At 60.7% G+C, this 25,313-nt stretch carries 19 protein-coding genes and 2 tRNA genes; 14 read left to right on the plus strand and 7 right to left on the minus strand.

The window, feature by feature from the left end; all coding sequences use genetic code 11:
- Positions 1–3 precede the first annotated feature (3 nt).
- The 4 genes from rimM (at position 4) to HU730_RS17735 (ending at position 2,219) form a co-directional block, all read left to right on the plus strand.
- Positions 4–540, plus strand: a complete 537-nt coding sequence (gene rimM / locus HU730_RS17720; protein WP_034128640.1) for a ribosome maturation factor RimM — start codon at positions 4–6, stop codon at positions 538–540.
- Positions 522–1,295, plus strand: coding sequence for a tRNA (guanosine(37)-N1)-methyltransferase TrmD (gene trmD, locus HU730_RS17725; protein ID WP_153475158.1), 774 nt, complete (start codon positions 522–524; stop codon positions 1,293–1,295). Before rimM ends, trmD begins: the two co-directional genes overlap by 19 nt.
- A gap of 45 nt (positions 1,296–1,340) precedes the next feature.
- Complete coding sequence (gene rplS / locus HU730_RS17730; RefSeq protein WP_003175895.1) at positions 1,341–1,691, plus strand: 50S ribosomal protein L19; 351 nt, start codon at positions 1,341–1,343, stop codon at positions 1,689–1,691.
- A gap of 114 nt (positions 1,692–1,805) precedes the next feature.
- Positions 1,806–2,219, plus strand: coding sequence for an acyl-CoA thioesterase (locus HU730_RS17735; RefSeq protein ID WP_003193963.1), 414 nt, complete (start codon positions 1,806–1,808; stop codon positions 2,217–2,219).
- Here the strand turns inward: HU730_RS17735 and HU730_RS17740 are convergent, their stop codons facing one another.
- Positions 2,220–4,028, minus strand: coding sequence for a sodium:proton antiporter (locus HU730_RS17740; RefSeq protein WP_054918316.1), 1,809 nt, complete (start codon positions 4,026–4,028; stop codon positions 2,220–2,222).
- A 107-nt stretch (positions 4,029–4,135) separates the two neighbouring features.
- On the opposite strand from HU730_RS17740, the gene xerD reads away from it, so the two are divergent.
- The 6 genes from xerD (at position 4,136) to HU730_RS17770 (ending at position 14,214) form a co-directional block, all read left to right on the plus strand.
- Positions 4,136–5,032: a site-specific tyrosine recombinase XerD gene (gene xerD, locus HU730_RS17745; RefSeq protein ID WP_020301360.1), complete on the plus strand. Its 897-nt coding sequence runs from the start codon at positions 4,136–4,138 to the stop codon at positions 5,030–5,032.
- Positions 5,033–5,180: 148 nt separating this feature from the next.
- Positions 5,181–5,912 (plus strand): thioredoxin fold domain-containing protein, encoded by a 732-nt coding sequence (locus HU730_RS17750; protein ID WP_005791088.1) that lies wholly within the window; start codon positions 5,181–5,183, stop codon positions 5,910–5,912.
- Positions 5,913–6,040: 128 nt separating this feature from the next.
- Positions 6,041–7,345 (plus strand): homoserine dehydrogenase, encoded by a 1,305-nt coding sequence (locus tag HU730_RS17755; RefSeq protein ID WP_060763575.1) that lies wholly within the window; start codon positions 6,041–6,043, stop codon positions 7,343–7,345.
- Between the two features lie 103 nt (positions 7,346–7,448).
- On the plus strand, positions 7,449–8,858 hold the full coding sequence (gene thrC / locus HU730_RS17760; protein ID WP_003193958.1) for a threonine synthase: 1,410 nt from the start codon (positions 7,449–7,451) through the stop codon (positions 8,856–8,858).
- A gap of 265 nt (positions 8,859–9,123) precedes the next feature.
- Positions 9,124–12,696: a transporter substrate-binding domain-containing protein gene (locus HU730_RS17765; protein ID WP_186527718.1), complete on the plus strand. Its 3,573-nt coding sequence runs from the start codon at positions 9,124–9,126 to the stop codon at positions 12,694–12,696.
- A 273-nt stretch (positions 12,697–12,969) separates the two neighbouring features.
- Complete coding sequence (locus HU730_RS17770) at positions 12,970–14,214, plus strand: EAL domain-containing response regulator (protein ID WP_096144556.1); 1,245 nt, start codon at positions 12,970–12,972, stop codon at positions 14,212–14,214.
- Here the strand turns inward: HU730_RS17770 and HU730_RS17775 are convergent.
- Positions 14,183–14,845 (minus strand): response regulator transcription factor, encoded by a 663-nt coding sequence (locus HU730_RS17775; RefSeq protein WP_034128635.1) that lies wholly within the window; start codon positions 14,843–14,845, stop codon positions 14,183–14,185. The genes HU730_RS17770 and HU730_RS17775 overlap by 32 nt on opposite strands.
- Before the next feature lie 207 nt (positions 14,846–15,052).
- Between HU730_RS17775 and HU730_RS17780 the strand changes: the two genes are divergently transcribed.
- On the plus strand, positions 15,053–15,337 hold the full coding sequence (locus HU730_RS17780) for a DUF3509 domain-containing protein (protein ID WP_020301357.1): 285 nt from the start codon (positions 15,053–15,055) through the stop codon (positions 15,335–15,337).
- Positions 15,338–15,509: 172 nt separating this feature from the next.
- On the opposite strand, the gene HU730_RS17785 is transcribed toward HU730_RS17780, so the two are convergent.
- A complete protein-coding gene (locus HU730_RS17785) occupies positions 15,510–16,709 on the minus strand; it encodes a CaiB/BaiF CoA-transferase family protein (protein ID WP_072447184.1) in 1,200 nt (399 codons plus the stop codon).
- A 137-nt stretch (positions 16,710–16,846) separates the two neighbouring features.
- On the opposite strand from HU730_RS17785, the gene HU730_RS17790 reads away from it, so the two are divergent.
- Complete coding sequence (locus tag HU730_RS17790; RefSeq protein WP_034128633.1) at positions 16,847–17,386, plus strand: YaeQ family protein; 540 nt, start codon at positions 16,847–16,849, stop codon at positions 17,384–17,386.
- Positions 17,387–17,490: 104 nt separating this feature from the next.
- Entirely contained in the window at positions 17,491–19,200 is a 1,710-nt protein-coding gene (gene recJ, locus HU730_RS17795; protein WP_060763577.1) for a single-stranded-DNA-specific exonuclease RecJ, read from the plus strand.
- 135 nt (positions 19,201–19,335) lie between these two features.
- Here recJ and HU730_RS17800 read toward each other — a convergent pair whose 3' ends face one another.
- The 4 genes from HU730_RS17800 to HU730_RS17815 all read right to left on the minus strand — a co-directional run bounded on the left by HU730_RS17800 (position 19,336) and on the right by HU730_RS17815 (position 23,858).
- Complete coding sequence (locus HU730_RS17800; protein WP_034128631.1) at positions 19,336–20,616, minus strand: AcvB/VirJ family lysyl-phosphatidylglycerol hydrolase; 1,281 nt, start codon at positions 20,614–20,616, stop codon at positions 19,336–19,338.
- On the minus strand, positions 20,616–23,258 hold the full coding sequence (gene mprF, locus HU730_RS17805; protein ID WP_014719775.1) for a bifunctional lysylphosphatidylglycerol flippase/synthetase MprF: 2,643 nt from the start codon (positions 23,256–23,258) through the stop codon (positions 20,616–20,618). Before mprF ends, HU730_RS17800 begins: the two co-directional genes overlap by 1 nt.
- Positions 23,259–23,538: 280 nt before the next feature.
- A tRNA-Met gene (locus tag HU730_RS17810) sits at positions 23,539–23,615 on the minus strand.
- A 166-nt stretch (positions 23,616–23,781) separates the two neighbouring features.
- Positions 23,782–23,858: transfer RNA gene (locus HU730_RS17815), tRNA-Met, on the minus strand.
- Positions 23,859–24,136: 278 nt separating this feature from the next.
- Here HU730_RS17815 and dinB point away from each other — a divergent pair.
- The gene (dinB, locus tag HU730_RS17820; RefSeq protein ID WP_003193948.1) at positions 24,137–25,195 is read left to right on the plus strand and encodes a DNA polymerase IV; all 1,059 of its coding nucleotides are present in this window, start codon (positions 24,137–24,139) and stop codon (positions 25,193–25,195) included.
- Positions 25,196–25,313: the final 118 nt, after the last annotated feature.

Below are 25,313 nucleotides of genomic sequence, written 5' to 3' on the forward strand. Positions count from 1 at the left end.
AATATGAACGCGACGCCAGCTGTTGCTGATGATTTGATCGTTATCGGCAAGATTTACTCTGTTCATGGCGTTCGCGGCGAAGTGAAGGTGTATTCCTTTACTGATCCGACTGAAAACCTGTTGCAGTACAAAACCTGGACGCTCAAGCGCGAAGGGAGTGTGAAACAGGTCGAGCTGGTCAGTGGACGCGGGAGCGACAAGTTCCTGGTCGCAAAGCTCAAGGGTCTTGATGATCGTGAAGAAGCTCGTCTTCTGGCCGGTTATGAGATCTGCGTGCCGCGCAACCTGTTCCCTGAATTGACCGACGGCGAGTACTACTGGTACCAGCTGGAAGGTCTGAAGGTTATTGATCAACTCGGGCAATTGCTGGGGAAAATCGATCATCTTCTGGAAACCGGCGCCAATGATGTAATGGTGGTCAAGCCTTGCGCTGGCAGCCTGGATGACCGTGAACGCCTGTTGCCCTATACCGAGCAATGCGTGTTGACCGTCGACCTGGCCGCGGGCGAGATGAAGGTGGAATGGGACGCGGACTTCTAAGCGTGGCTAATTTGCGCATTGAAGTGATCAGTTTGTTTCCCGAGATGTTTTCCGCCATCAGCGAGTACGGCATCACCAGTCGGGCGGTGAAACAGGGGCTGTTGCAGCTCACCTGTTGGAACCCGCGAGACTACACGACGGATCGACATCACACTGTGGACGATCGCCCATTTGGCGGTGGCCCGGGCATGGTGATGAAGATCAAGCCCCTGGAAGACGCGTTGGTTCAGGCCAAGGCAGCTGCCGGGGAGAAGGCGAAGGTAATTTACCTGTCCCCTCAAGGCCGTCAGCTGAAACAGGCGGCGGTACGCGAACTGGCGAATGAGGAAAGTTTGATCCTGATTGCCGGTCGCTATGAAGGCATTGACGAGCGTTTTATTGAAGCTCATGTCGATGAAGAGTGGTCGATTGGGGACTATGTCCTGTCTGGCGGCGAGCTGCCGGCGATGGTCCTGATAGATGCGGTTACACGACTGCTGCCCGGAGCTTTAGGGCATGCGGACTCCGCGGAGGAAGATTCCTTCACGGATGGTTTGCTGGATTGCCCGCACTACACCCGTCCGGAGGTGTATGTGGATCAGCGTGTTCCCGACGTATTGCTAAGTGGCAATCACGCACACATCCGGCGTTGGCGTTTACAGCAGTCCCTTGGTCGGACCTATGAACGACGCGCCGATCTTCTGGAAAGCCGCTCGCTTTCTGGAGAAGAGAAGAAGCTGCTCGAGGAATACATCCTCGCGCGGGACGATAGTTAACAACGTATCGATGGTAGGTCCATTGACTTACCTTAGGAGCACAGCATGACTAACAAAATCATCCTTGCACTCGAAGCAGAGCAGATGACCAAAGAGATCCCTACCTTTGCCCCGGGCGACACCATTGTCGTTCAGGTGAAAGTGAAGGAAGGCGACCGTTCGCGTCTGCAAGCGTTCGAAGGCGTGGTAATCGCCAAGCGTAACCGTGGTGTGAACAGTGCTTTCACTGTTCGTAAAATCTCCAACGGTGTTGGCGTAGAGCGTACTTTCCAGACCTACAGCCCGCAAATCGACAGCATGGCCGTCAAGCGTCGCGGTGACGTACGTAAAGCCAAGCTGTACTACCTGCGTGACCTGTCCGGTAAAGCAGCTCGCATCAAGGAAAAACTGGCTTAAGTCCAGCTTCCCGATGCAGAAAAAAGCAGCCTACGGGCTGCTTTTTTGTGCCTGAAATTTGCCTATATGCCGGTATTGACCATGACCACCCGTCTCGAAATGCCGGTATTGACCATGACCACCCGTCTCGAAGAAATCCAGCGCCGCACCGACCTGTCCGTCACCCACGTGACCAAGGCCGTGTTCCCGCCCACCACCAACCATCACAACACCCTGTTCGGCGGCACTGCCCTGGCATGGATGGACGAAGTGTCGTTCATCACCGCCACGCGTTTCTGTCGCTTACCTTTGGTGACAGTCTCCACCGACCGTATCGACTTCAACCACGCGATCCCGGCCGGCTCTATCGTTGAGCTGATCGGTCGGGTGATCAAGGTCGGCAACACCAGCCTCAAGGTCGAGGTTGAAGTGTTCGTCGAGAGCATGAGCGCTGATGGCCGTGAAAAGGCGATCCAGGGCGTGTTCAGCTTCGTCGCGATTGACGCAGATAAACGCCCTGTCCCGGTACTGCCTGGCTTTGTTGACTGATTACTCGGTGGTGCTGGCCTGCGGTTGAATGACCGCCAGCAAGGTCCAGCCCGCTACAGGCTTCAAATTGCTCTCGGGCGAGACCACATGCACCCAGCCGCTGGTGTCCCGGGCAAACAGCAAGGTAGCCCGCTCGCCGTGCAACGCCTGGTACTGCTCCCAGCCAAAGCCGTCGGTGAGGTTGGTGCTATACAGTTCGGCGCCCTGGCCCAACAGGCTGGCCAGTTTGGTGTAGCTCAAAGGTTGGCTGCCCAGCAAATGGCCACGGTGTTCATGGCTGGCCTTGTGCTTGTCGGTGCGACGGTTTTCCTGGCTGCTGGCCAGGGCGAACAGGCGATGGCCGAAGTCATGGCGAAAACGCATGGTGGCCAAGGCATTCAGTTCGCCAGAAGGCGAGAGGGCGAGCAGATGCCCCAGGCCGACCAGGTCCAGATGGGATTCGGCATGCTGGGAGGCCGGGTTGCCGAAGTACGTAGGCAAGCCTTCCATACGACTGGCGCGGATGTTTTCCCAGCTGGAATCCGTCAGCAACACGCGGCTGCCCAATTGCTGCAACGCCTTGCCGAGTGCTCGCGCCGGGCTGTTCGCACCCACGATCAGGAAGCCGCTAGGCGCCGGCTCAGCGACTTTGAGCAGGCGGGCCAAGGGGCGTGCCGTGGCGCTTTGCAGCACCACGGTGCCGATGATCACCGCGAAGGTTAGCGGAACGAGCAACAACGCGCCTTCGTGGCCAGCCTCATCCAGACGGATCGCAAAGATCGCTGACACCGCCGCCGCCACAATGCCCCGTGGGGCGATCCAGGCCAGCAGTGCGCGCTCGCGCCAGTTCAACCCCGAGCCAAAGGTCGAAAGCGCCACGTTCAACGGGCGTGCAATGAATTGGATGATCAACAGCAGGATCAACACGAACGGGCCCAGGGCGATCATGGCGTTCAGGTCCAGGCGTGCCGCCAGCAGGATAAACAGCCCGGAAATCAGCAACACACTGAGGTTTTCCTTGAAGTGCAGGATGTGCCGTACATCCACGCCCTTCATATTCGCCATCCACATGCCCATCAGCGTGACCGCCAGCAGGCCGGACTCATGCATCACTTGGTTGGAAGCGATGAAGATACCCAGCACGCCCGCCAGTGTCGCCAGGTTGTGCAGGTATTCCGGCAACCACTGGCGGCGCATGATCTGCCCCAGTACCCAGCCACCGGCGATGCCGAACAGGCTGCCGCAGAGGATGACGCCGCCGAAGGTCAGCAGGCTGTGGCTCAAACCATCGCCCGACGCACTGGCGATGATGAAGCTATACACCACTACCGCCAGCAGTGCGCCAATCGGGTCGATGACGATGCCTTCCCAGCGCAGGATATTGGCGATGGAGGCTTTGGGACGCACCACACGCAACATGGGCACGATCACGGTTGGGCCGGTGACCAGTGTCAGGGTGCCGAACAGCAGTGCCAGCATCCAGTCGAAACCCAGCAGCCAGTGGGTGGCCAGGGTGATCACCGCCCAGGTCGAGAGGGCGCCGACGGTGACCAGCCGGTGGACGACGCTGCCGATTTCCTTCCATTCCGACAGGTGCAGGGTCAGGCTGCCCTCAAACAGGATCAGCGCCACTGCCAACGACACCAACGGCATCAACAGAGGGCCGAACATTTCTTGCGGGTCGAGCCATCCGAGTATCGGCCCTGCCAGAATCCCGCTCAGCAGAAGAAACAGAATCGCCGGCAGTTTCAGGCGCCAGGCCAGCCACTGGCAGCCGAGTGCGGCCACGCCAATGCCGCCAAAAGCCAACAAAATCTGTTGTTCGTTCATTAAAGCTTCCTGTTCCTTGAAATAGCGGGCTATGAAAGACTAATGGCTCTTGTCACAGTTCCTTAAATAATACGCGTATTGCCTTGTGCTAAGTCGCTTGAGTGCCCATGCCTGCCATTGACCATCCCCTGATCGACCGCTTCCTCGACGCCCTCTGGTTGGAAAAAGGCCTGTCGGACAACACACGCCAGGCGTACCGCAGCGACCTGGCGCTGTTCAACGGCTGGCTGCAGGAGAAAAACCTCGAACTGATCAATGCCGGGCGCGAGTTGATCCTCGATCACCTGGCCTGGCGCCTGGAGCAGAACTACAAACCGCGCTCCACTGCGCGATTCCTCTCCGGCGTGCGTGGCTTTTATCGCTATCTGCTGCGGGAAAAACTCATTGCCGTCGACCCGACCCTGCAAATCGACATGCCGCAACTCGGCAGGCCGTTGCCCAAATCCCTGTCGGAAGCCGACGTCGATGCCTTGCTCGCGGCCCCGGACCTGAGCGAAGCCATCGGCCAGCGCGACCGTGCCATGCTGGAGGTGCTGTATGCCTGCGGCCTGCGCGTCACCGAACTGATCAGCCTGACCCTGGAACAGGTCAACCTGCGCCAGGGCGTGTTGCGCGTGATGGGCAAGGGCAGCAAGGAGCGGCTGGTGCCGATGGGCGAGGAGGCGATTGTGTGGGTCGAGCGCTACATGCGCGATGCGCGCCACGAACTGCTGGGTGGGCGCCCCAGCGACGTGCTGTTCCCCAGCCAGCGCGGCGAGCAGATGACCCGCCAGACCTTCTGGCACCGCATCAAGCACCAGGCCAAAGTGGCCGGGATCGGCAAGGCGCTGTCGCCCCACACCTTGCGCCATGCGTTCGCCACCCACTTGCTCAACCACGGTGCGGATTTGCGCGTGGTGCAAATGCTGCTTGGGCACAGCGACTTATCCACAACCCAGATCTACACCCATGTGGCACGCGCACGTTTGCAGGACATGCACGCCAAGCACCACCCGCGCGGATAAAACCGTCAGAAATGGCCCATTTTAGCTGTCGCGGTCTGCCCTCCCGCCCAACTGTGGTAGGCTTTGCCGGTTCGCAAAGGGGACGGCACCCGTTGTGTTCCAGATCTGTATTCTGCTCCCGTCCCTGCCTCTGCCTTCAGGAGTTCCCATGCGCTTGACCCAGATTATTGCCGCCGCAGCCATTGCGTTGGTTTCCACCTTTGCGGTCGCCGATGATGCGGCCGAGCAAACCATTCGCAAGAGCCTGGCCAACCTGGCGCTCGACACGCCTATTGAAAGCATCAGCGCCAGCCCCATGGCCGGCCTGTATGAAGTCAAGCTCAAGGGCAGCCGTGTGCTGTACGCCAGCGCCGATGGCCAGTACATCGTCCAGGGCTACCTGTTCCAGCTCAAGGATGGCAAGCCGGTCAACCTGACCGAGAAGGCCGAGCGCCTGGGCGTGTCGAAGCTGATCAACGGCATCCCGGTGGCTGAAACCGTGGTTTACCCCGCCATTGGCGAAACCAAGACCCATATCACCGTGTTCACCGACACCACCTGCCCGTACTGCCACAAGCTGCACGCTGAAATCCCGGCACTGAACAAGCTGGGCGTGGAAGTGCGCTACGTCGCCTTCCCGCGCCAGGGCCTGGGTTCGCCGGGTGACGAGCAGTTGCAGGCGGTGTGGTGCTCGGCCGACAAGAAAGCGGCCATGGACAAGATGGTCGACGGCAAGGAAATCAAATCGGCCAAATGCGCCAACCCGGTTTCCAAGCAGTTCGCCCTGGGCCAGTCCATTGGTGTGAACGGTACACCGGCCATCGTTTTGGCCGACGGCCAGGTGATTCCGGGCTACCAGCCGGCGCCGCAAGTTGCCAAACTGGCACTGGGTGCCAAGTAAGCATTTATCGTTGAGCCTTTGACGATCATGGCCCGCCGAACCGTCGGCGAGTCATTAATTGAGAGCCGCAGTTGTGCGGCTGTTTTCACGGCCGACCTAGCGTCGGCCGTTTCATGGGGAGTTCTTCAGTGAAACCGGTCAAAGTAGGCATCTGTGGGTTAGGGACCGTCGGTGGCGGTACCTTCAACGTACTTCAGCGTAACGCTGAAGAAATTTCCCGCCGCGCAGGTCGCGGGATTGAAGTGGCGCAGATTGCCACGCGTTCGCCAAAGCCTCAGTTCGAAACGACCGGTATTGCGATTACCAACGATGTGTTCGCCGTGGCCACCAACCCTGAGATCGATATCGTTATCGAGCTGGTAGGCGGCTACACCGTGGCCCGCGAGCTGGTGCTCAAGGCCATCGAGAACGGCAAGCACGTGGTCACCGCCAACAAGGCGCTGATCGCCGTGCACGGCAACGAGATCTTCGCCAAGGCCCGCGAGAAGGGCGTGATCGTGGCGTTCGAAGCCGCGGTGGCCGGTGGTATCCCGGTGATCAAGGCGATCCGTGAAGGCCTGTCCGCCAACCGCATCAACTGGGTAGCCGGCATCATCAACGGCACCGGTAACTTCATCCTCACCGAAATGCGCGAGAAGGGCCGTACCTTCGAAGACGTGCTGGCCGAAGCCCAGGCCCTGGGTTACGCCGAAGCCGACCCGACGTTCGACGTGGAAGGCATCGACGCCGCCCACAAGCTGACCATCCTGGCCTCCATCGCCTTTGGTATCCCGCTGCAGTTCGACAAGGCCTACACCGAAGGCATCACCAAGCTGACCACCGCCGACGTCAACTATGCCGAAGCCCTGGGCTACCGTATCAAGCACCTGGGCGTGGCGCGCAGCACCCCGGCGGGCATCGAGTTGCGGGTTCACCCGACGCTGATCCCGGCCGACCGCCTGATCGCCAACGTCAATGGTGTGATGAACGCGGTGATGGTCAACGGCGACGCCGCCGGTTCTACCTTGTTCTACGGCGCCGGTGCCGGCATGGAGCCGACCGCATCGTCGGTGATCGCCGACCTGGTGGACGTGGTTCGCGCCATGACCAGCGACCCGGAAAACCGCGTGCCGCACCTGGCCTTCCAGCCGGACTCGCTGTCGGCCCACCCGATCCTGCCGATCGAAGCCTGCGAAAGTGCCTACTACCTGCGCATCCAGGCCCAGGACCATCCAGGCGTGTTGGCCCAGGTAGCCAGCATCCTGTCGGAGCGCGGTATCAACATCGAGTCGATCATGCAGAAGGAAGTCGAGGAGCAAAACGGCCAGGTGCCGATGATCCTGCTGACCCACCGCGTGCTCGAACAGCACATCAACGATGCCATCGAGGCTCTCGAAGCTCTTCAGGGCGTAGTTGGGCCGGTAGTCCGGATTCGCGTCGAACATCTAAATTAATTCAGCTGCAAGTGCCAAGCTGCAAGCTGCAAGTAAAAGCCGAACTGCTTCAACTTGTAGCTTGCAGCTTGAAGCTTGAAGCCCAAACCGAAGGTTTGCCCCTATGCGTTACATCAGCACCCGCGGCCAGGCACCGGCCCTGAATTTCGAAGACGTTCTGCTGGCAGGCCTTGCCACCGACGGCGGCCTGTATGTGCCGGAAAACCTGCCACGCTTCACCCAGGAAGAAATCGCCTCCTGGGCCGGCCTGCCGTATCACGAGCTGGCTTTCCGAGTGATGCGCCCGTTCGTCACCGGCAGCATTCCGGATGCGGACTTCAAGAAGATTCTGGAAGAAACCTATGGCGTGTTTTCCCACAACGCCATCGCGCCCCTGCGCCAACTGAACGGCAATGAGTGGGTACTGGAGCTGTTCCACGGCCCGACCCTGGCGTTCAAGGACTTCGCCCTGCAACTGCTCGGTCGCCTGCTCGACTACGTGCTGGAAAAACGTGGCGAGCGCGTGGTGATCATCGGTGCTACCTCCGGCGATACCGGCTCGGCGGCCATCGAAGGGTGCAAGCACTGCGAAAACGTCGACATCTTCATCCTGCACCCGCACAAGCGCGTGTCGGAAGTGCAACGTCGGCAGATGACCACCATCTTTGGTGAGAACATTCATAACATCGCCATCGAAGGCAACTTCGATGACTGCCAGGAAATGGTCAAGAACAGCTTCGCTGACCAGAGCTTCCTCAAGGGTACGCGTCTGGTGGCGGTGAACTCGATCAACTGGGCGCGGATCATGGCCCAGATCGTCTACTACTTCCACGCTTCGCTGCAGTTGGGCGGCCCGGCGCGTTCGGTGTCGTTCTCGGTGCCTACCGGCAACTTCGGCGACATTTTTGCCGGTTACCTGGCGCGCAACATGGGCCTGCCGATCAACCAGTTGATCGTCGCCACCAACCGCAACGACATCCTGCATCGCTTCATGAGCGGCAACCAGTATGTGAAGGAAACCCTGCACGCCACGCTGTCGCCGTCCATGGACATCATGGTGTCGTCGAACTTCGAGCGCCTGCTGTTCGACATGCACGGTCGTAACGGCGCAGCCCTGGCCGAGTTGATGAACAGCTTCAAGCAAGGTGGCGGTTTCAGCGTCGAGCAAGAGCGCTGGACCGAAACCCGCAAGCTGTTCGATTCCCTGGCCGTGGACGATGCGCAGACCTGCGAAACCATCGCGCAGGTCTATGCCGAGACCGGCGAAGTGCTCGACCCGCACACGGCTATCGGCGTGAAAGCCGCCCGCGAATGCCGCCGCAGCCTGGATATTCCAATGGTGATCCTCGGTACCGCGCACCCGGTCAAGTTCCCGGAAGCGGTCGAGAAAGCCGGCATTGGCAAGGCGCTGGAACTGCCGGAGCATTTGACCGACCTGTTCGAGCGCGAAGAGCGCTGCACGGTGTTGGCCAACGACCTGAAGGCGGTGCAGGCGTTCGTCAGCCAGCATGGCAATCGGGGCAAGCCGCTCTAATCAAGAATGGGGTAGCGGGTTTGTGTGGGGGCTGGCTTGCCTGCGATGCAGGCGCCTCGGTACGACTGAATACCGAGGCGTCTGCATCGCGGGCAAGCCCGGCTCCCACATTCAGCTAACTCACCCGCTGACCATGAGGCGGATATCAGGCTGCTACAGGTATGCATTCAGCTTTTTTGCAGTCGGCCAAGCCCGTCCTCGTGACGGGCTTTTTCATTCTGGCGAGCCATACTTGCCCATTCGCCCAATCAAGGAAACCCAACCGGTGCAGGTTTTGATCCAATGGACGTTGAAGCTGGTGTGCCTGTTGTGGCTCATCCAGGTGCCCATGAGCCTGGCCGCCGTCAGCCTGCCGTTCAAACTGGTGCCGGCGTTTATCCCGCTTGAACCTATGCCGCTGGCGCCGACGGAGCAGCAGTGGTTGGCGGCGCATCGGACACTCAAAGTGGGCATCTCGATAGATGACTACCAGCCGATCGATATCACCCGCGACCGCAATCGCTACCAGGGCATCAGCGCCGATTATTTGAGCCTGGTGGGCGCGCGGCTGGGTGTGCCCATGCAAGTGCTGGGCTTTTCCGAGCGCGCCCAGGCGGTCGAAGCGCTGCGCAACGGCACCATCGACATACTCACCAGTGCCAATGGTTACGAGCGTGACGTACCCGGCCTGCAATTCACCCCGGACTACATGCCCGACCGCTCGGTGGTGGTGCTGCGTCGCGACGATACCCAAGGCGACGATCTGGCCGGCAAGAAGCTGGTGTTGCTCGACGGCTACGCCAACGTGCAGAAGGTTCACGCGGCGTATCCCGACAGCCACATCATGCTCGCCCCCAACCTCTACAGCGGCCTCGAAGCCTTGAAGCAAGGTGACGTCGATGCGTTTATCGGCAACGAAGTGATTGTGCGCGCCTATAAATCACTGCGGCCTTACCTGGGGTTGCAGATCAAGGAGCAGAGCCGGCTGGCGCCCATCGGTTTTGCCTTCGCCACCCGCCAGGCAGATCCGTTGCTGGGGGCCATGATGAATCGCGCGCTGGCAAGCCTCGACGAGTCGGTGCAGCGCGAAATTCTCGCGCGCTGGACCACCGGGCTCGGCGTCGGTATCAGTGGTGAGCGCATTGCGTTGTCGGCGTCGGAACAGGCCTGGGTGCGCGAGCATCCCCATGTCGTGGTGGTGGCCCAGCAGATGTCTCCGTACATATTCAAGGATAAGGATGGCCACTGGGTTGGCTTGAATGTGGATTTGTTGCATCGCATCACGCGCATGACCGGTTTGCAATTTATCTTTGAAGAGGTGCACTCCACCGCGCAAACCCTGGAATGGCTGGAAACAGGCAGGGCGCAGATGAACACGACCCTGGCCGTTAACCGCGAGCGCAGCACAGTGCTCAACTTCAGCCATGGGTATGGCGGGTCCGGCTGGGTGTTTGTCGAGCGTGCCGATGCCGCGCCGCTCACCGGCTTGACGCAGTTGGACGGCAAGGTGCTGGCGCTGCCGGCACGTCATGTATTGGAAAATGATATTCGCCATGCGCATCCGAACATCACGTTGCGCCTGGTGGACAATTACAACCAGGCCCGTGAGCTGGTACGACGGGGCGAGGCGGCCGCTACCATTCAAACTGAAGTGGAAGTGCAGAGTTACCCGGAAGATGGCCTGCGTATCGGACGCAGTGTCGATGGCAAGTGGTCGTCCAACTGCCTGTCGGTGCGCAAGGACCAGCCTGAGCTGCTGAGCATTCTGAACAAGGCCCTGGAGGCGCTGCCGGTGGCTGAGTTGAGTGCCTTGCGCTTGCGTTGGATCGGTGCCGTGGCGATTCCGCTGCCGGCCTGGCAACGGGTACCGCCATGGGCCTATTGGACGGTGGCCACGGCGCTGCTGTTTGTGTTGGTGTCGCTGGTGTGGAACAGCCGGCTCAAGCGCCAGATTCACCAACGGCTGGAGGCCGAGCAACGGCTCAATGACCAGTTGGCGTTCAAGCGCGCACTGCTCGACGGCATGCCCAACCCGCTGTTCGTCCGCGACCTGGACGGGCGCCTGGTGACCTGCAATAAAAGTTATGAACAGCAGTTGGCGACCCGGCTGGAGCTGATCCAGGGCCTGACGCTGATGGAGAGCAAGGTCGTGCCCGACGCCACAGCGGCGCGGCTGCACGAAGGCCACATGGAGCAATTGGCCACGCAGCAGCCGTTGTTTGTCGACCGGCAATTGGAGCTCAACGGCGGCAGTTATCACGTCTACCAGTGGACCGTGCCTTTTTTTGATGCCCAGGGCCGTCTGCAGGGATTGTTGGGCGGTTGGATCGATATCAACGAACGCAAAGACCTGGAGCGCCAGTTGATGGACGCTCGCCAGGCCGCCGACGAAGCGAACTACGCCAAAAGTGCATTTCTCTCGGCCTTGAGCCACGAGATTCGCACCCCCATGACTGCCATCATTGGCTTGCTCGAACTGGAGCAAGAGCGTTGTCTGGCAAGCGGCCAGCCGGTTTCCGAGGCGCTGCAGGTGGCCCATCGTTCGGCGCGCGAGCTGATTGCGCTGATGGGCGACAGCCTGGACTTGGCCAAGATCGAAGCCGGCCACCTGCAACTGGCGCCACAGACCACTGAGTTGAAGCGCTTTTTCGAGGGTATCCAGAGCCTGTTCGAAGCCACGGCGCAAAAGAAGGGCCTGCATCTGACCCTGGCGTTTGATCCGGCTGCTCAGGGTTATTACTGGTTCGACCCGCTGCGGTTACGCCAGGTGATGCACAACCTGTTGGGCAATGCGCTCAAATTTACCGAGCGGGGCGGGGTTCACCTCAGCGTGACCTGCCAACGGGATGAGACCGATAGCGAATACCTGCACCTGTGCGTCAAGGACAGCGGCCCAGGCATCAGCGCCGAGCAACAGCCGCGGGTGTTCAAGCCGTTTACCCAAGTGAGCGCCCTGACCGCTGCGCAACACGGCGGCACCGGTCTGGGCCTGAGTATCTGCAAGCAACTGGTGGAATTGATGGGCGGGAGCATTCACCTCGACAGCGTGGTGGGTGAGGGGACGGTGGTGTGCATTGACCTGCGCCTGGACCGGGTCAGCACCGATGATGTGCCGGCAACGCCCACCGCGACGTTGTCACCGACGGGGCGTAGCCTGTCGGTACTGGTGGTGGATGATTTGGCGGCCAACCGCCTGGTGCTGGCGCAGCAGTTGCAGTTCCTCGGTCACCAGGTTGTCGCTCTGGAGTCGGCCGAGGCCGCGTTGCAACGTTGGCGTGAGCAGCGTTTTGACGTGCTGGTCACCGATTGCCAGATGCCCGGCATGTCCGGTTATGCCTTGAGTGCGGCGATACGGCGCCTCGAAGCCGAGGAGCAACGGCCTCGTAGCGCGCTGGTGGGTTGCACCGCGAACGCCATGAAAGATGAACAACGCCGCTGCGAGGACGCCGGTATGGATGAGCTGCTGGTCAAGCCGGTGACCCTGGAACACTGGACCCAAGTGCTGGCCCGCGTGGCGCCCCAGCGTTCGTTCGATATCCAGGCCCTGCGCACCATGACCCAGGCCGATGGCCCGGTGCTGCAAAGCATGTTGCAGGAACTGGCCAAGAGCCTGGACCACGAACACGAGGTATTGGCGGGAGCCCTGGCCGAGCGCGACGTGGCACGCTTGAATACATCGCTGCACCGGCTCAAGGGCATTTGCTCGCTGGTCGACGCACTGCCACTGGCCAAGGCCTGTGTCGCCCTTGAGCAATGCGCCCGAGAGCAGCGCGGCGCCGAGCTTGAAGAACCCTGGTTGCGCTTGTCCGAGGTGCTCAAGGCGTTTCGTCGCGACCTGCAACCCTATCTGGATGCCTGACACCTTAATGCCGATCAGCTAAGCGAACGCAATGCTCAAGGCAACGACGATCAAATGTGGGAGCTGGCTTGCCTGCGATAGCGGTAGTGCAGTAACAGATGTAGCGACTGACACACCGCCTTCGCAGGCAAGCCAGCTCCCACAGGAGATCTGCGCTTGACCGACAAGACTTGCCCCTCCCACATTTAAGCAAGCTTTTAGGACACGTCCTATGGGGTACACCACAGCATGTGGCTACTGTGCAGGACTTTCCCTGTACCGACATCCTTACCCATGCGATCCCTGAACGTCCTGATCCTCGAAGACAACCCGTTTCAACTGATGGCTCTGCACCAGATGCTCAATGCCAACGGCGTGTTCAATGTACGGGCCGCGGAAACGGTCGAAACCGCCCGCCAGTCTCTGGACAGCAAAGGCCCGGTGGATATCGCCATCTGCGATTTGTACCTGGAGCAGGGCGATGGCCTGGAATTGATCCGCGAGTTGGCGGAACGCCGCCTGGCCCAAGTATTGATCCTGCTCAGCAACGCCGAGCCCGACGTGCTGGAAGGTGTGGCGAACATGGCCTGCCAATTGGGGCTCAAGGTCTTGGCGTGTTTGCCCAAGCCGGCTTCGGCCAAGTTGATCGGGCAACTACTGAGCGATTGCCAGGTTCATTTTCGCCCGGGGCCACCGGTGCTGTCCTGGGAGCGCGTGCGCCAACTGTTGGGCTTGAGCGAGCGGGAACAACTGCCGCCCTCGGCGGACGTCAGTCAGGCGACTATCGCAGCCTGTGGCAGGGTCTGGTACCAGCCCATCGTCAGTCAGGCCGGTGTGTTGCAAGGGGTGGAGGCGCTGGCGCGTTGGCAGTTGCCGGACGGTGAGCTGTTGCTGCCTGACGAGTTCCTGCCGGTACTGGAGTTTGCCGGCATGGAAGAGGCGTTTACCTGGCACGTGCTGGAGCAGGCGCTTGGCCTGGCGAACCAGGTGATGGGCGAAAGCGGCCAGGTGCTGCCAGTGGCCGTGAACATCCCCGGGCGCATGCTGGAGCGCGAGCACTTTCCCCAGGTGCTGCAAGGTCTGCTGCAGTTGCACGGTGTACCCGCCCATAGCCTGACGCTGGAGCTGGTGGAAACCTCGACCTTGAAAACCGACAGCGCCCATGTCACCGGCTTGCTGCGCTTGCGCATGTTGGGTTGCCAGTTGTCCATCGGCGACTTCGGCATGGGCGGCACCAGCCTGCAGCATTTGCTGGAACTGCCTTTTACCGAGCTGAAAATTCCCCCGGCGTTTGCCTGCGGGATGGCCAATGATGACCGCAAGGCCGCTGTGGTGGCGGGCGCCATGAGCATGGCAGCGCGCCTGGACGTTGCCGTGGTGGTCACCGGCGTGGAATCCGCCGCCGACTATCACGCTGTGGGCGAACTGGGCGCGGCGTGGCTGCAAGGCTGCTTTATCGCCCGGCCGATGGACGCCGCGGCGCTCAAGCAATGGATTGCGTTCCAGGCTAGGCCAGCCCGTGTTCCTGCACGTAAATAAACAGGGCGGCATCGTTGGCCAGCCCCAGCTTGCGCATGGCGCTGACTTTTTGCGCGCTGACGGTCTGCTTGCTGCGATGCAGGTGCGCGGCGATCTCGCCCACCGTCATGCCACTGGCCAACAGGCGAATCACCTCCAGTTCCCGGGGTGACAGGTGCTCCTGGGAATGCAGGCGATCAGCGCCGACTTCCCCGGCCAGGCTCAGCGCCTGGCGGATGGTCTGGGCCACATAGGTGCGTTGTTGGCGCACCTGGCGGATCGCCTGGGGCAGCTCATCGGCCAGGCTGGCCTTGCTCAGCAGGCCCATCACACCCAATGCCAGGATGGAATGAAACAACCCGGCATTGTTGAGCATGGTCACCACCACAATGGGCAGGTGCGGATAGTGCCGGCGCAGTTGCTCGATCAAGCGCAACCCGTCGGCTTGGGGCTCGACGGGCATCATGAAGTCGGTCACCACCACATCGCAGGCACAGTGTTGCAACAACGCACTGAGGGCCTGGGGGGAATTGGCCTCGCCGACGATGCTGATGTGCGGGTCACGTTCGAGCACGGCGCGCAGGCCAATCAGGAAAATCGGGTGATCGTCGGCAATCACGATACGCAAGGGCGGTTCAGACGCAGCTCTCAAGGCAGGCTCCCGGGGCAATCCAGGGATTCTAGCCTGTGCGCCGTTGTTTTTTCTCTGTCATCTTTTCCGTGCATGCTCGTTTTCCTCAAGCAGTGGATTACACAAAAGGTAGAACTTTCTGCTTTGAGCACGGGTCACTTGAATGTCAGCCTCTTCGTGACATTTTTGTTTTTCGAACCTTTTTCGAATGATTGAGTGGTGATCGAGATGGAAAGTATCAACCTATTGCTCAGCCAAGCACTGAGCCCTTATCAGGTTACGCTGACCTCTGCCGGTATGCGCGACGACTGCCTGGTAACCGTGAAGAACCCCGGTGGCGCCATCGTGGTTGAACGTGAAGTCGATCGTGCGCAATTGAGCGACAAGCGCGCGCTGGTGGATGTGGTGGATTGCCTGCTCCGCGACCTGAAAATCGCCGAAGGGCGCCTGGAACCTTCAGTCATCGCTGCCTTGCGCAACGCCTCCCAAACCCGTGGCGGCGCACTGGCATGAAACATTATTTTTCTTCGGAACCTTCCTACAAGGTGGTTAGTCAGAGTTTGTAACAGCAAGAGCAGGCATTGTGCTCCGGTGTTTGTCGCTTGCTGTGCGGGTCTTTTTGTAGACCACGTTTAACCCCGAGTTGTCTCCCCACTGCTCGGGGTTTCTTTTTGCCTGGGATTTGTCAGATCGCGCCATCCTCGCGCAGGCGAGTGATAGCCGCCGCGTCGTAGCCCAGGGCATTGAGCACCTGGCTGTTGTGTTCACCCAGTTGCGGGCCGACCCATTCGCAACTGCCCGGTGTGTCCGAGAGCTTGGGCACGATGCCGGGCATCTTGAAATCCTTGCCGCCCGGCAACTGCGCCTTGAGGAACATTTCCCGGGCCAGGAATTGCGGGTCGCCCAGCATGTCTTCGGCGCTGTAGATGCGACTGGCGGGTACCTCGGCTTTATTCAGATGTTCAATCACCTGGTCGAGCGACAGCGAATTGACCCAGCGATCAATCACGCCGTACAGCTCGTCGCGGCGAGCGTCACGCCCGTCATTGCTGGCCAGTGCAGGGTCGTTCGCCAGGTCGTCACGGCCGATCACGCGCATGAAGCGCTTGAAGATCGCATCGCCATTGGCGCCGATCTGCACATGCTTGCCGTCTGCGGTGGTGTGGATCGAGGACGGGGTGATGCCGGGCATGATGTTGCCGGTGCGCTCACGGATAAAACCGAACACATCGAACTCGGGGATCATGCTTTCCATCATGGCGAAGATGGCTTCATACAGCGCCACATCCACCACCTGGCCCAGGCCGCCGTTGACTTCGCGGTGACGCAGCGCCATCAGCGCGCCGATCACTGCCCACAACGCGGCAATCGAATCGCCGATGGAAATCCCGGTGCGCACCGGCGGGCGGTCCTCGAAGCCGGTGATATAGCGCAAGCCGCCCATGGACTCACCCACTGCGCCAAACCCCGGCTGGTCTTTCATCGGCCCCGTCTGGCCGAAGCCCGAGAGGCGCACCATCACCAACTTGGGGTTGAGTGCGTGCAGGGTTTCCCAGCTCAGGCCGAGTTTTTCCAGCACGCCTGGGCGGAAGTTTTCGATCAGGATGTCGGCGTCGGCCAACAGTTGCTTGAGGATCGCCAGCCCCTCAGGGTGCTTGAGGTTGAGGGTCAGCGACTGCTTGTTGCGCGCCTGCACAAACCACCACAGCGAAGTGCCTTCATACAGCTTGCGCCATTTGCGCAGCGGGTCGCCGCCGTCCGGGGATTCGACCTTGATCACCTCGGCGCCGAATTCGGCGCAGATGCGTGAGGCAAACGGGCCGGCGATCAAAGTGCCCAGCTCGATGACTTTCAGGCCGGCAAGTGGTTTGGCAGTGAGCGACATGGGGATCCTTACAAGCGCGGGATGTTGATGTACTGCTTTTTAACATAGGCGAGCCGCGCGGATGCAGCGCAGTATTCGTTCAATGCCCTCGCCATCGGTTAGACTGGCCGCCTTTCCTTGTCTTTAGAAGCCCGTTCATGGCCCAGCCGTCCACGACCTACAAATTCGAACTCAACCTCACCGACCTCGACCGCTCGGTGTACGAGAGCGTCAAACAGACCATCGCCCGCCACCCTTCGGAAACCGAAGAGCGCATGACCGTGCGCCTGCTGGCCTACGCCCTTTGGTACAACGAGCAATTGGCGTTCGGGCGTGGCCTGTCGGATGTAGACGAACCGGCCCTGTGGGAAAAAAGCCTGGATGATCGTGTTTTGCACTGGATCGAAGTCGGCCAGCCGGATGCCGACCGCCTCACCTGGTGCTCGCGCCGCACCGAGCGCACCAGCCTGCTGGCCTATGGCAGCCTGCGCGTGTGGGAAGGCAAGGTGGTGCCGGTGGCCAACAACCTGAAAAACGTGCATATCGCTGCCGTGCCCCAGGAAGTGTTGGAGACCCTGGCCAAGGACATGCCGCGGGTGATCAAGTGGGACGTGATGATCAGCGAAGGCACGATCTTTGTGACCGATGACCGTGGCCAGCATGAAGTGCAACTGCAATGGCTCGTTGGAGAGCGATAAGCTGCAAGCTGTAAGCTTCAAGTCATCGCGCAGCTTAAACTTGCGGCTTGAAGCTTATAGCTTGTCGCATACAACACTTTCTATAGAGAATCTCCCAGCCTCCCATGCGTATCGATCCCCGCCCATTGCCCGCCGTCCTGCCTTTTCTCGGTGAACTGCCGCCGCTGTTGACCCGCCTTTACGCCGCACGCGGGGTGCAGTCGGAGGCCGAGCTGGACAAGAGCCTGGCGCGGTTGATTCCCTATCAGCAGCTCAAGGGCATCGACGCCGCGGTGGACTTGCTGGTGACGGCCTTGGAGCAGCGTCAGCGCATCCTGATCGTCGGTGACTTCGACGCCGATGGCGCCACAGCGAGCACCGTAGGCACCCTGGGCCTGCGTTTGCTCGGGGCGGCCCATGTCGACTACCTGGTGCCCAACCGCTTCGAATACGGCTACGGCCTGACCCCGGAAATCGTCGCGGTGGCGCTGCAGCGAGAGCCGCAGTTGCTGATCACCGTGGACAACGGTATCTCCAGCGTCGAAGGCGTGGCGGCGGCGAAAGCGGCAGGGTTGCAAGTGCTGGTCACCGACCATCACTTGCCCGGCGATGAACTGCCGGCCGCCGACGCCATCGTCAATCCGAACCAGCCGGGCTGCGGGTTTCCCAGCAAGGCCCTGGCCGGGGTCGGCGTGATCTTTTACGTGCTGATGGCCCTGCGCGCGCGCTTGCGCAGCCTGGGTTGGTATGACAGCAAGCCCCAGCCGAACATCGGTGAACTGCTCGACCTCGTGGCCCTGGGCAGCGTCGCTGACGTGGTGCCGCTGGACGCCAACAACCGCATCCTCGTGCATCAGGGGCTGGAGCGTATTCGTGCCGGTCGGGCGCGGCCGGGCATCAAGGCGATCCTAGAAGTGGCCAAGCGTGATCATGCGCGTATCACCTCCACCGACCTGGGTTTTATCCTCGGCCCGCGCCTGAATGCCGCCGGACGCCTGGATGATATGAGCCTGGGCATCGAATGCCTGCTTACCACGGACTTCGCCGCCGCACGGGAAATGGCCGCGCAACTGGACGGCATGAACCAGGACCGTAAGTCCATCGAGCAAGGCATGCAGCGCGAGGCCCTGGCCCAGCTCAAGGACCTGCCGGTGGAGTCGATGCCGTACGGCTTGTGCCTGTTTGATTCGGAGTGGCACCAAGGGGTGATCGGGATCCTCGCGTCACGTATGAAGGAGCGTTATTTCCGCCCGACCATCGCCTTCGCCGATGCCGGTGATGGCCTGCTCAAGGGCTCTGGACGCTCGGTGCAAGGCTTTCATATCCGCGATGCGCTGGCGGTCGTCGCCAGCCAGCACCCCAACCTGATCACCAAGTACGGCGGCCACGCTATGGCGGCGGGGCTGACCTTGCCCGAGGCCAACTTCCCGTTGTTTGCGCAAGCCTTCGATGCCGAAGTGCGCCGGCAACTGCGCGAAGAAGACCTCACCGGTCGCCTGCTTTCAGACGGCACCCTGGCGGTGGAAGAGTTTCACCTGGAACTGGCCCGCGCCCTGCGCCATGCCGGCCCGTGGGGGCAGCACTTTCCCGAGCCGTTGTTTCACGGGGTATTCCAGTTGGTGGAGCAGCGGGTGGTGGGCGAGCGGCATTTGAAAGTGGTGCTCAAGAGCGAATGCGGGTCGGTGAAGCTCGATGGCATCGCCTTTGGTGTGGACCGCGAAGTGTGGCCAAACCCGACGGTGCGTTGGGTGGAATTGGCCTACAAGCTGGATGTGAATGAATTTCGTGGCAATGAGACGGTGCAACTGATGATTGCGCACATCGAACCGCGCTAGTTTTCATCAACACCACGTACCACTGTGGGAGCGGGCTTGCCCGCGATGGCGGACTGTCAGTCAACGCTACTGTGACTGAGCCAGCGCTATCGCGGGCAAGCCCGCTCCCACATTGGGTCTTGGATTAAGCTGGAGTTATTCGGCTTTGGCCTGATGCTTGACGATAATATCCACCAACCGCTTGGCCAGCGCCGGGTAGTTCTCATCGAAGTGATGCCCGCCCGGCAGCTTCATGGCTTCGCCCACGGCGGTCTTGTCGGTGCAGCCACTCTCGTCGACTTCTTCGGCGCCGTAGATGCACACGACTTTCTCAGGCGGCAGCTTGGCCATTTCTGGGCCGGTGGCGGCTTCTTTGCCGGCGTTGCCCAGCCAGCCTTCCACTTCGATTTCAAAGCTGCCGGTGCGGGCGAAGGCCAGCAGGATGATCGCGTCCACCCGTTGCTGTTCGTTCTCTGGCATACGGTTGTAGATCGCCGGCAATACGTCGGCGCCGAACGAGTAACCGGTCAGCACGAAGCGCTTGGTGCCCCACTTTTGCCGGTAGTGTTGCATCAGCTCGGTGAGGTCCTTGGCACTTTGCTCTGGCGTCTTGTGCTGCCAGTAGTAGCGCAGGGTGTCGATGCCCACCACCGGGTAGCCGATCTTGGCCATCTCGCCCGCCACGTCGCGGTCCAGGTCGCGCCAGCCGCCGTCACCGGAGAGGAACAGGGTCACGGTGTCCTTGGCTTGGCCGGCGGGTACTTCCACTACCGGAATCGCCAGGCCGCCGTTGTCCGAACCGACCAGTTGCTTGCGCAGTTCGTTATTCAGCACCTGTGGGTAATGAATGTCGTAGTCGCTGATGCTGGTGGTGGCGCGCGGTGTGTCGCGTACGAAACTGGCGCTTTCATCGTCGGGGTTATCGTTCCACGCCACCAGCCAGCTGCCATGGGCGGCGGTTTTCGGCAGCGGGTCGTTGCAGCCTTCCTGTTTCAGGGCGAAGCCCACGGAGATGGCGTTGGCCTTGTCGTCGTTCTGGGTGGCCAGCCAGCGCCAGGCGAGTGCGGCGCCAGGGCCGATGCCGCTGACCAGGGTTGCCGGGCCTTTCAGCTGGGCCAGGGCGCCTTGCAGGGCTTTTTCCTGCAGTGCGCAGTCATCTTTTGGCAGCACCACCTGAACCAGTTGCGCTGAACCGCCCTGGCTCAGGGCAATCAGTTGGCTGTCGGTCAGGGTTTCGTCGGCCATCACCGCCACGGCCACGCGGGCTTTTGCGTTGCTGGCCGGGGTTACGCGGGTCATTACCGAACCGTCGGCCTGGGGCAAGTGCTCCAGGGTCGGTTGCGGAGCAGGGCGGTTCCAGTACCAGAAGCCACCCGCCGCGATCAGCGCAAGCAGCACCACTAAAGCCAATACATACCGCCAGGAGCGTCGAATCATCAGCGTTTCACCAATCCAGTCAAGCCGCCCGCGATCAGGGCGGCGGTATCGGCCAATGCCACCAGCGGATCCAGTCCTGCGGGCACGGCCATGTAACGGGGTTCCCAGTCGGGCTGGAACTTGTCTTTGAAGCGGCGCAAACCTTGGAAGTTATACAGTTGCTCGCCACGGCGGAACACCATCGAGCCCAGGCGCTGGGTCAGCGGTGCGCCACGGCGCGGTTGCAAGCCCGACAACGGCACCATGCCGAGGCTGAAGCGCGCGTAGTCGTGGCTCTTATAATGTTGAATCAGGCCCACCATCATGAACTCCATGGTCAACTTGGGCGCGTCCGGGTGGGCACGCATCAGGTCGAGGCTGGCCAGATCATGATTGTAGGTTTCGAGCAAATTGGCGAAGGCCACCGGGCGCCCTTCGAAGCGAATGATCGCGATACGAAAGTGCTTGAGGTAGTCATCGCTGAAACGGCCCAGGGAGAAGCCCTTTTCCCGCACATTCTTACCTGTAAGCCAGGCATCGGAGATGACTTTTAATTCATCCATCGGCGCCTTGCCCGGTTCGCAGATTTCCAGGGACAGGCCGTCCCGGGTGCCACGGTTCCAGGTGTAGCGCAAATCCTTCATTTCTTTGCCCTTGGCTTCCAGGTCAAAGCGTTTCAGGTCGACGCGGGCTTCTTCACCCAGTTTGATCGCGGTGAGGCCGATGTCCATGTAATACGGCAGGTTCTCGGCGCGTACCTGGTAAAACACCGGACGGGCGTGGTGGATGTCGCACAGGTCGCGGAACTGCCAGATCATCTCGGCGCGGGGTTGGGTCGGGCCGATCGGGTCGTACAAAGCCACCAGGCTACGCCCGCGACGGGCATACATCAGGAAGGCTTCATCGTTGGGGTGAAACAGCAGCGCCTTGTCGCCGGTGAGCGCCAGGCCGCCGTCAGGTTGGGACGAGGCCATCAGGATCTTGCTGGCGCGCTCCAGTTCTTCCGGGGTCGGCAGGTGGATGACCGGGCGTGCCGTGCGCAGCAGCCAGGTCAGCGACACGATCACCAGCAACACGGCGGCGCCGAGCAGCGAACGCAAACCACGCGGGGCGTTGGCGTCGAGGGTGAACTGCCACCAGAGTTGGTGACTGTAGGGCACGTCCTGATAGGCAAACAGCAGCAGCCAGATCGAGGCGCCGAGCACACAGACACTGGCCACCAGGTACAGCGGCGAAAACGGCAACTCGGTCAGGCGACTGGCGCGGTAGAACGAGCGCCGGAAGATGGCCAGCAGCACTGCGGTCATGGTCATCAGGCTGGCTTCTTCCCAGTCGAAGCCTTTAAGCAGCGAGAGCAGGGCGCCAACCAGCAGCAACACCATAGTCAGCATCCAGGCGGCCGACAACCGCCGGCGCAGGCCCTGGGCGAGCAACAGGCACAACACACCGATCAGGCTGGCACCGAAGTGCGACGCGTCAATCAGACGATGGGGAATCAGGAAGCCGATGTTTTCCAGGCGTGAGTCGATCTCTGGCGTGGCGCCGGAAAACAGCAGGACCACGCCGGACAAAAAAACCAGGACGGCCAATACTGGCGCTGCCAGCCCCGATGCTACCCGCAGGCTTTGCTGGGTCTGGAACAGGCGCTGGGCCTCGTTGACCAGCAGGAATACACAAGCGATCAACAGTGGCAGCACCACGTAGATCATGCGGTACAGCAGCAAGGCAGCAGCCAGGGGCGCGGCACCGAGTTTGTCGGCAAAGGCCGCCAGCAGGATCGCTTCGAATACGCCCACGCCGCCCGGCACATGGCTGAGCACACCGGCGGCCAGGGCCAGCAGGTACACCAACAGGAACGGGCCGAAGGGCGGCGCTTCGGGCAACAGCAGATACAGCACGGTAGCGGCTGCGGCGACGTCCAGTGCGGTGATGATCAGTTGCAGGAAAGTCAGGCGTCGGCCAGGCAGGCGCAGGGTGCGGCGCCCGGCCTTGACCAGCAGGTTGTCGGGGTAGGGCTGTTCCGGCAGGCGGCGGCGATAGATGCCGATGCACAGCAGGGCCGACAACAGCAGCACGGCGCCGGCAATGCCGCCGAGCAGGCTTTGCGATAAATGCAGGTAAGTGGAGGCGGCTGGCAAGTTGCTCAACGTGGCCAGCGCGGCCAGCGGCGGCAGCGCACAGCCCAGGGCCAGGCTGGCGAACACGGTCATGTGCGCCACTTCCGAGGCGCCGATGCCATGGCGTGCATATAAACGGTAACGCACCGAACCGCCCGAGAGCATCGACAAACCAATGGCGTTGCCGATAGCAAAGGCGGTGAAACCACCCAGGGCCAGGGTCTTGGCGGGCAATTGCACGCCGGCATAACGCGCGCCGGAGAATTCATAGCCGAGCAGGATCACAAAACCGGCGACTGCCGCCGCAAAGGCCCCCAATAGGGCAGGCTTGGGCACTTCCAGGATCGAATCGTGCAGGGCGTAGAGGTCCAGCTCCAGCAGCAGGTGCCGGCAGGCGATCAGGGCGATTGCAAACAGCAGGAGCGTCACGGCCAGGCCGATGGGCTGGCGATACTTGCTCAACAGGTCCAGCCACCGCAAACGGGTGGGAGTGATCGGTTGTTCTGCTGTGACGGTGTCTTGTGGTTCAGACGAGTTGGCGCGCATCAATCACCTCGTGGATTGTGCGCGACAGGATGGAGGTATCCAGCCAAGTTACCAATCCCTATGGACAAAATAATTACAAATATTAACGCGGATCACCGGGCGCGGCGACTGCGGCCATTGGTCGTAGAGGGGTAGCGCTTGAGCATTGAGCATAGCGTGCAATGAGATGGACTCTGCAAACCGTCTACGGTTTCATGAAAGATGCCATGCCATTGTTTCAGAAGAACTTTTTCGCCAGATACAAAAAAGGCCACTCTTTCGAGTAGCCTTTTTTGATGTTTGGTTGCGGGAGCCGGATTTGAACCGACGACCTTCGGGTTATGAGCCCGACGAGCTACCAGACTGCTCCATCCCGCGTCTGTGGGCGGCATTCTACAGCCCAATGGCGGGGTGTCAACCGTTAATGAGCCGATCACTGAAATAAGCGCTAATTATTCTGAAATCAAGGTGTTGGGCGCATTCTGCAAGGGAAAACAAGCGCGCACAAAAAAGGCCACTCTTTCGAGTAGCCTTTTTTGATGTTTGGTTGCGGGAGCCGGATTTGAACCGACGACCTTCGGGTTATGAGCCCGACGAGCTACCAGACTGCTCCATCCCGCGTCTGTGTGTCGGCATTCTACAGAGGAACGCGAGTGTGTCAACCTGTGAATCGAAGAAAAGCGCTTTTGCTTCAATTGGTTAGCGCTTGATGAGGGGCTTCTTGAGGGCTTGAAGCTAGGCAGGGCAAGGCTTTCAGCTCTATTGGGATGCTGGATTCGATTGAGAAAATATATTCATCTACGAAATTTCCTACCGCTCAGACAGAAGATTCAAACTACTGGTGCTATATACAGGGGTGAGTGCGATACTGGCCACCCGTTGGTTAACACCCCGTTTATATGACGCAGCGCAAAATCATCCACGTCGACTGTGATTGCTTCTACGCCGCCATCGAGATGCGCGACGACCCGAGCCTGGCGCAAAAGCCCTTGGCTGTCGGTGGCTCGGCAGATCGGCGCGGCGTGATCGCCACCTGCAATTATGAGGCGCGGGCGTATGGGGTGCGTTCGGCGATGTCGTCACGTCACGCCCTGAAGCTGTGCCCGGACTTGACCATCGTCAAGCCGCGCATGGATGCCTATAAAGAAGCGTCGAAAGAAATCCAGCTGATTTTCCGCGACTACACCGACTTGATCGAGCCGTTGTCGCTGGATGAGGCTTACCTCGACGTGTCTGACAGCCCGCATTTTGGCGGCAGCGCCACGCGTATTGCTCAGGACATTCGGCGCCGGGTCTCCAACCAGCTGCATATCACTGTGTCTGCCGGCGTGGCGCCCAACAAGTTTTTGGCCAAGATCGCCAGCGACTGGAAAAAGCCCAACGGCCTGTTTGTGATCACGCCGGATCAGGTTGAAGACTTTGTCTCGCAGTTGCGTGTCAGCAAGCTGCATGGCGTGGGCAAGGTCACCGCTGACAAGCTGGCGCGCCTGGGCATCGAAGACTGCCTGCAATTGCGCGACTGGAACAAACTGGCGCTGGTGCGCGAATTCGGCAGTTTTGGCGAGCGCCTCTGGAGCCTGGCCCGTGGGATTGATGATCGTGTAGTGCAAAACGACAGCCGGCGGCAATCCATCAGTGTAGAAAATACCTTCGACGTGGACTTGCCCGATCTTTCAAGTTGCCTGGCGAAACTGCCGGAGTTGATGGAGACCCTGGCCGGGCGCATGGCGCGTATCGACAGTAGCTACCGGGCGGGCAAGCCGTTCGTGAAAGTGAAGTTTCATGACTTTACCCAGACGACGCTGGAGCAGGCGGGGGCAGGGCGGGATCTGGAGAGTTATGAACAGTTGATGACCCAGGCGTTCAATCGCGGGGGCAAGCCGGTGCGGTTGTTGGGGATAGGCGTACGGTTGCTGGACCTGAGCGGCGGCAACGAACAGCTCGAGTTTTCCTGGTAAAAACCCGAAACAAATGTGGGAGCTGGCTTGCCTGCGATAGCAGTGTGTCAGTCACGAATGCTTTAACTGATACACCGCTATCGCAGGCAAGCCAGCACCCACAGTTTGATCTTCACAG

The sequence above is a fragment of the Pseudomonas sp. SWRI22 genome (assembly GCF_014268395.2).
Classification (GTDB): domain Bacteria; phylum Pseudomonadota; class Gammaproteobacteria; order Pseudomonadales; family Pseudomonadaceae; genus Aquipseudomonas; species Aquipseudomonas paracarnis.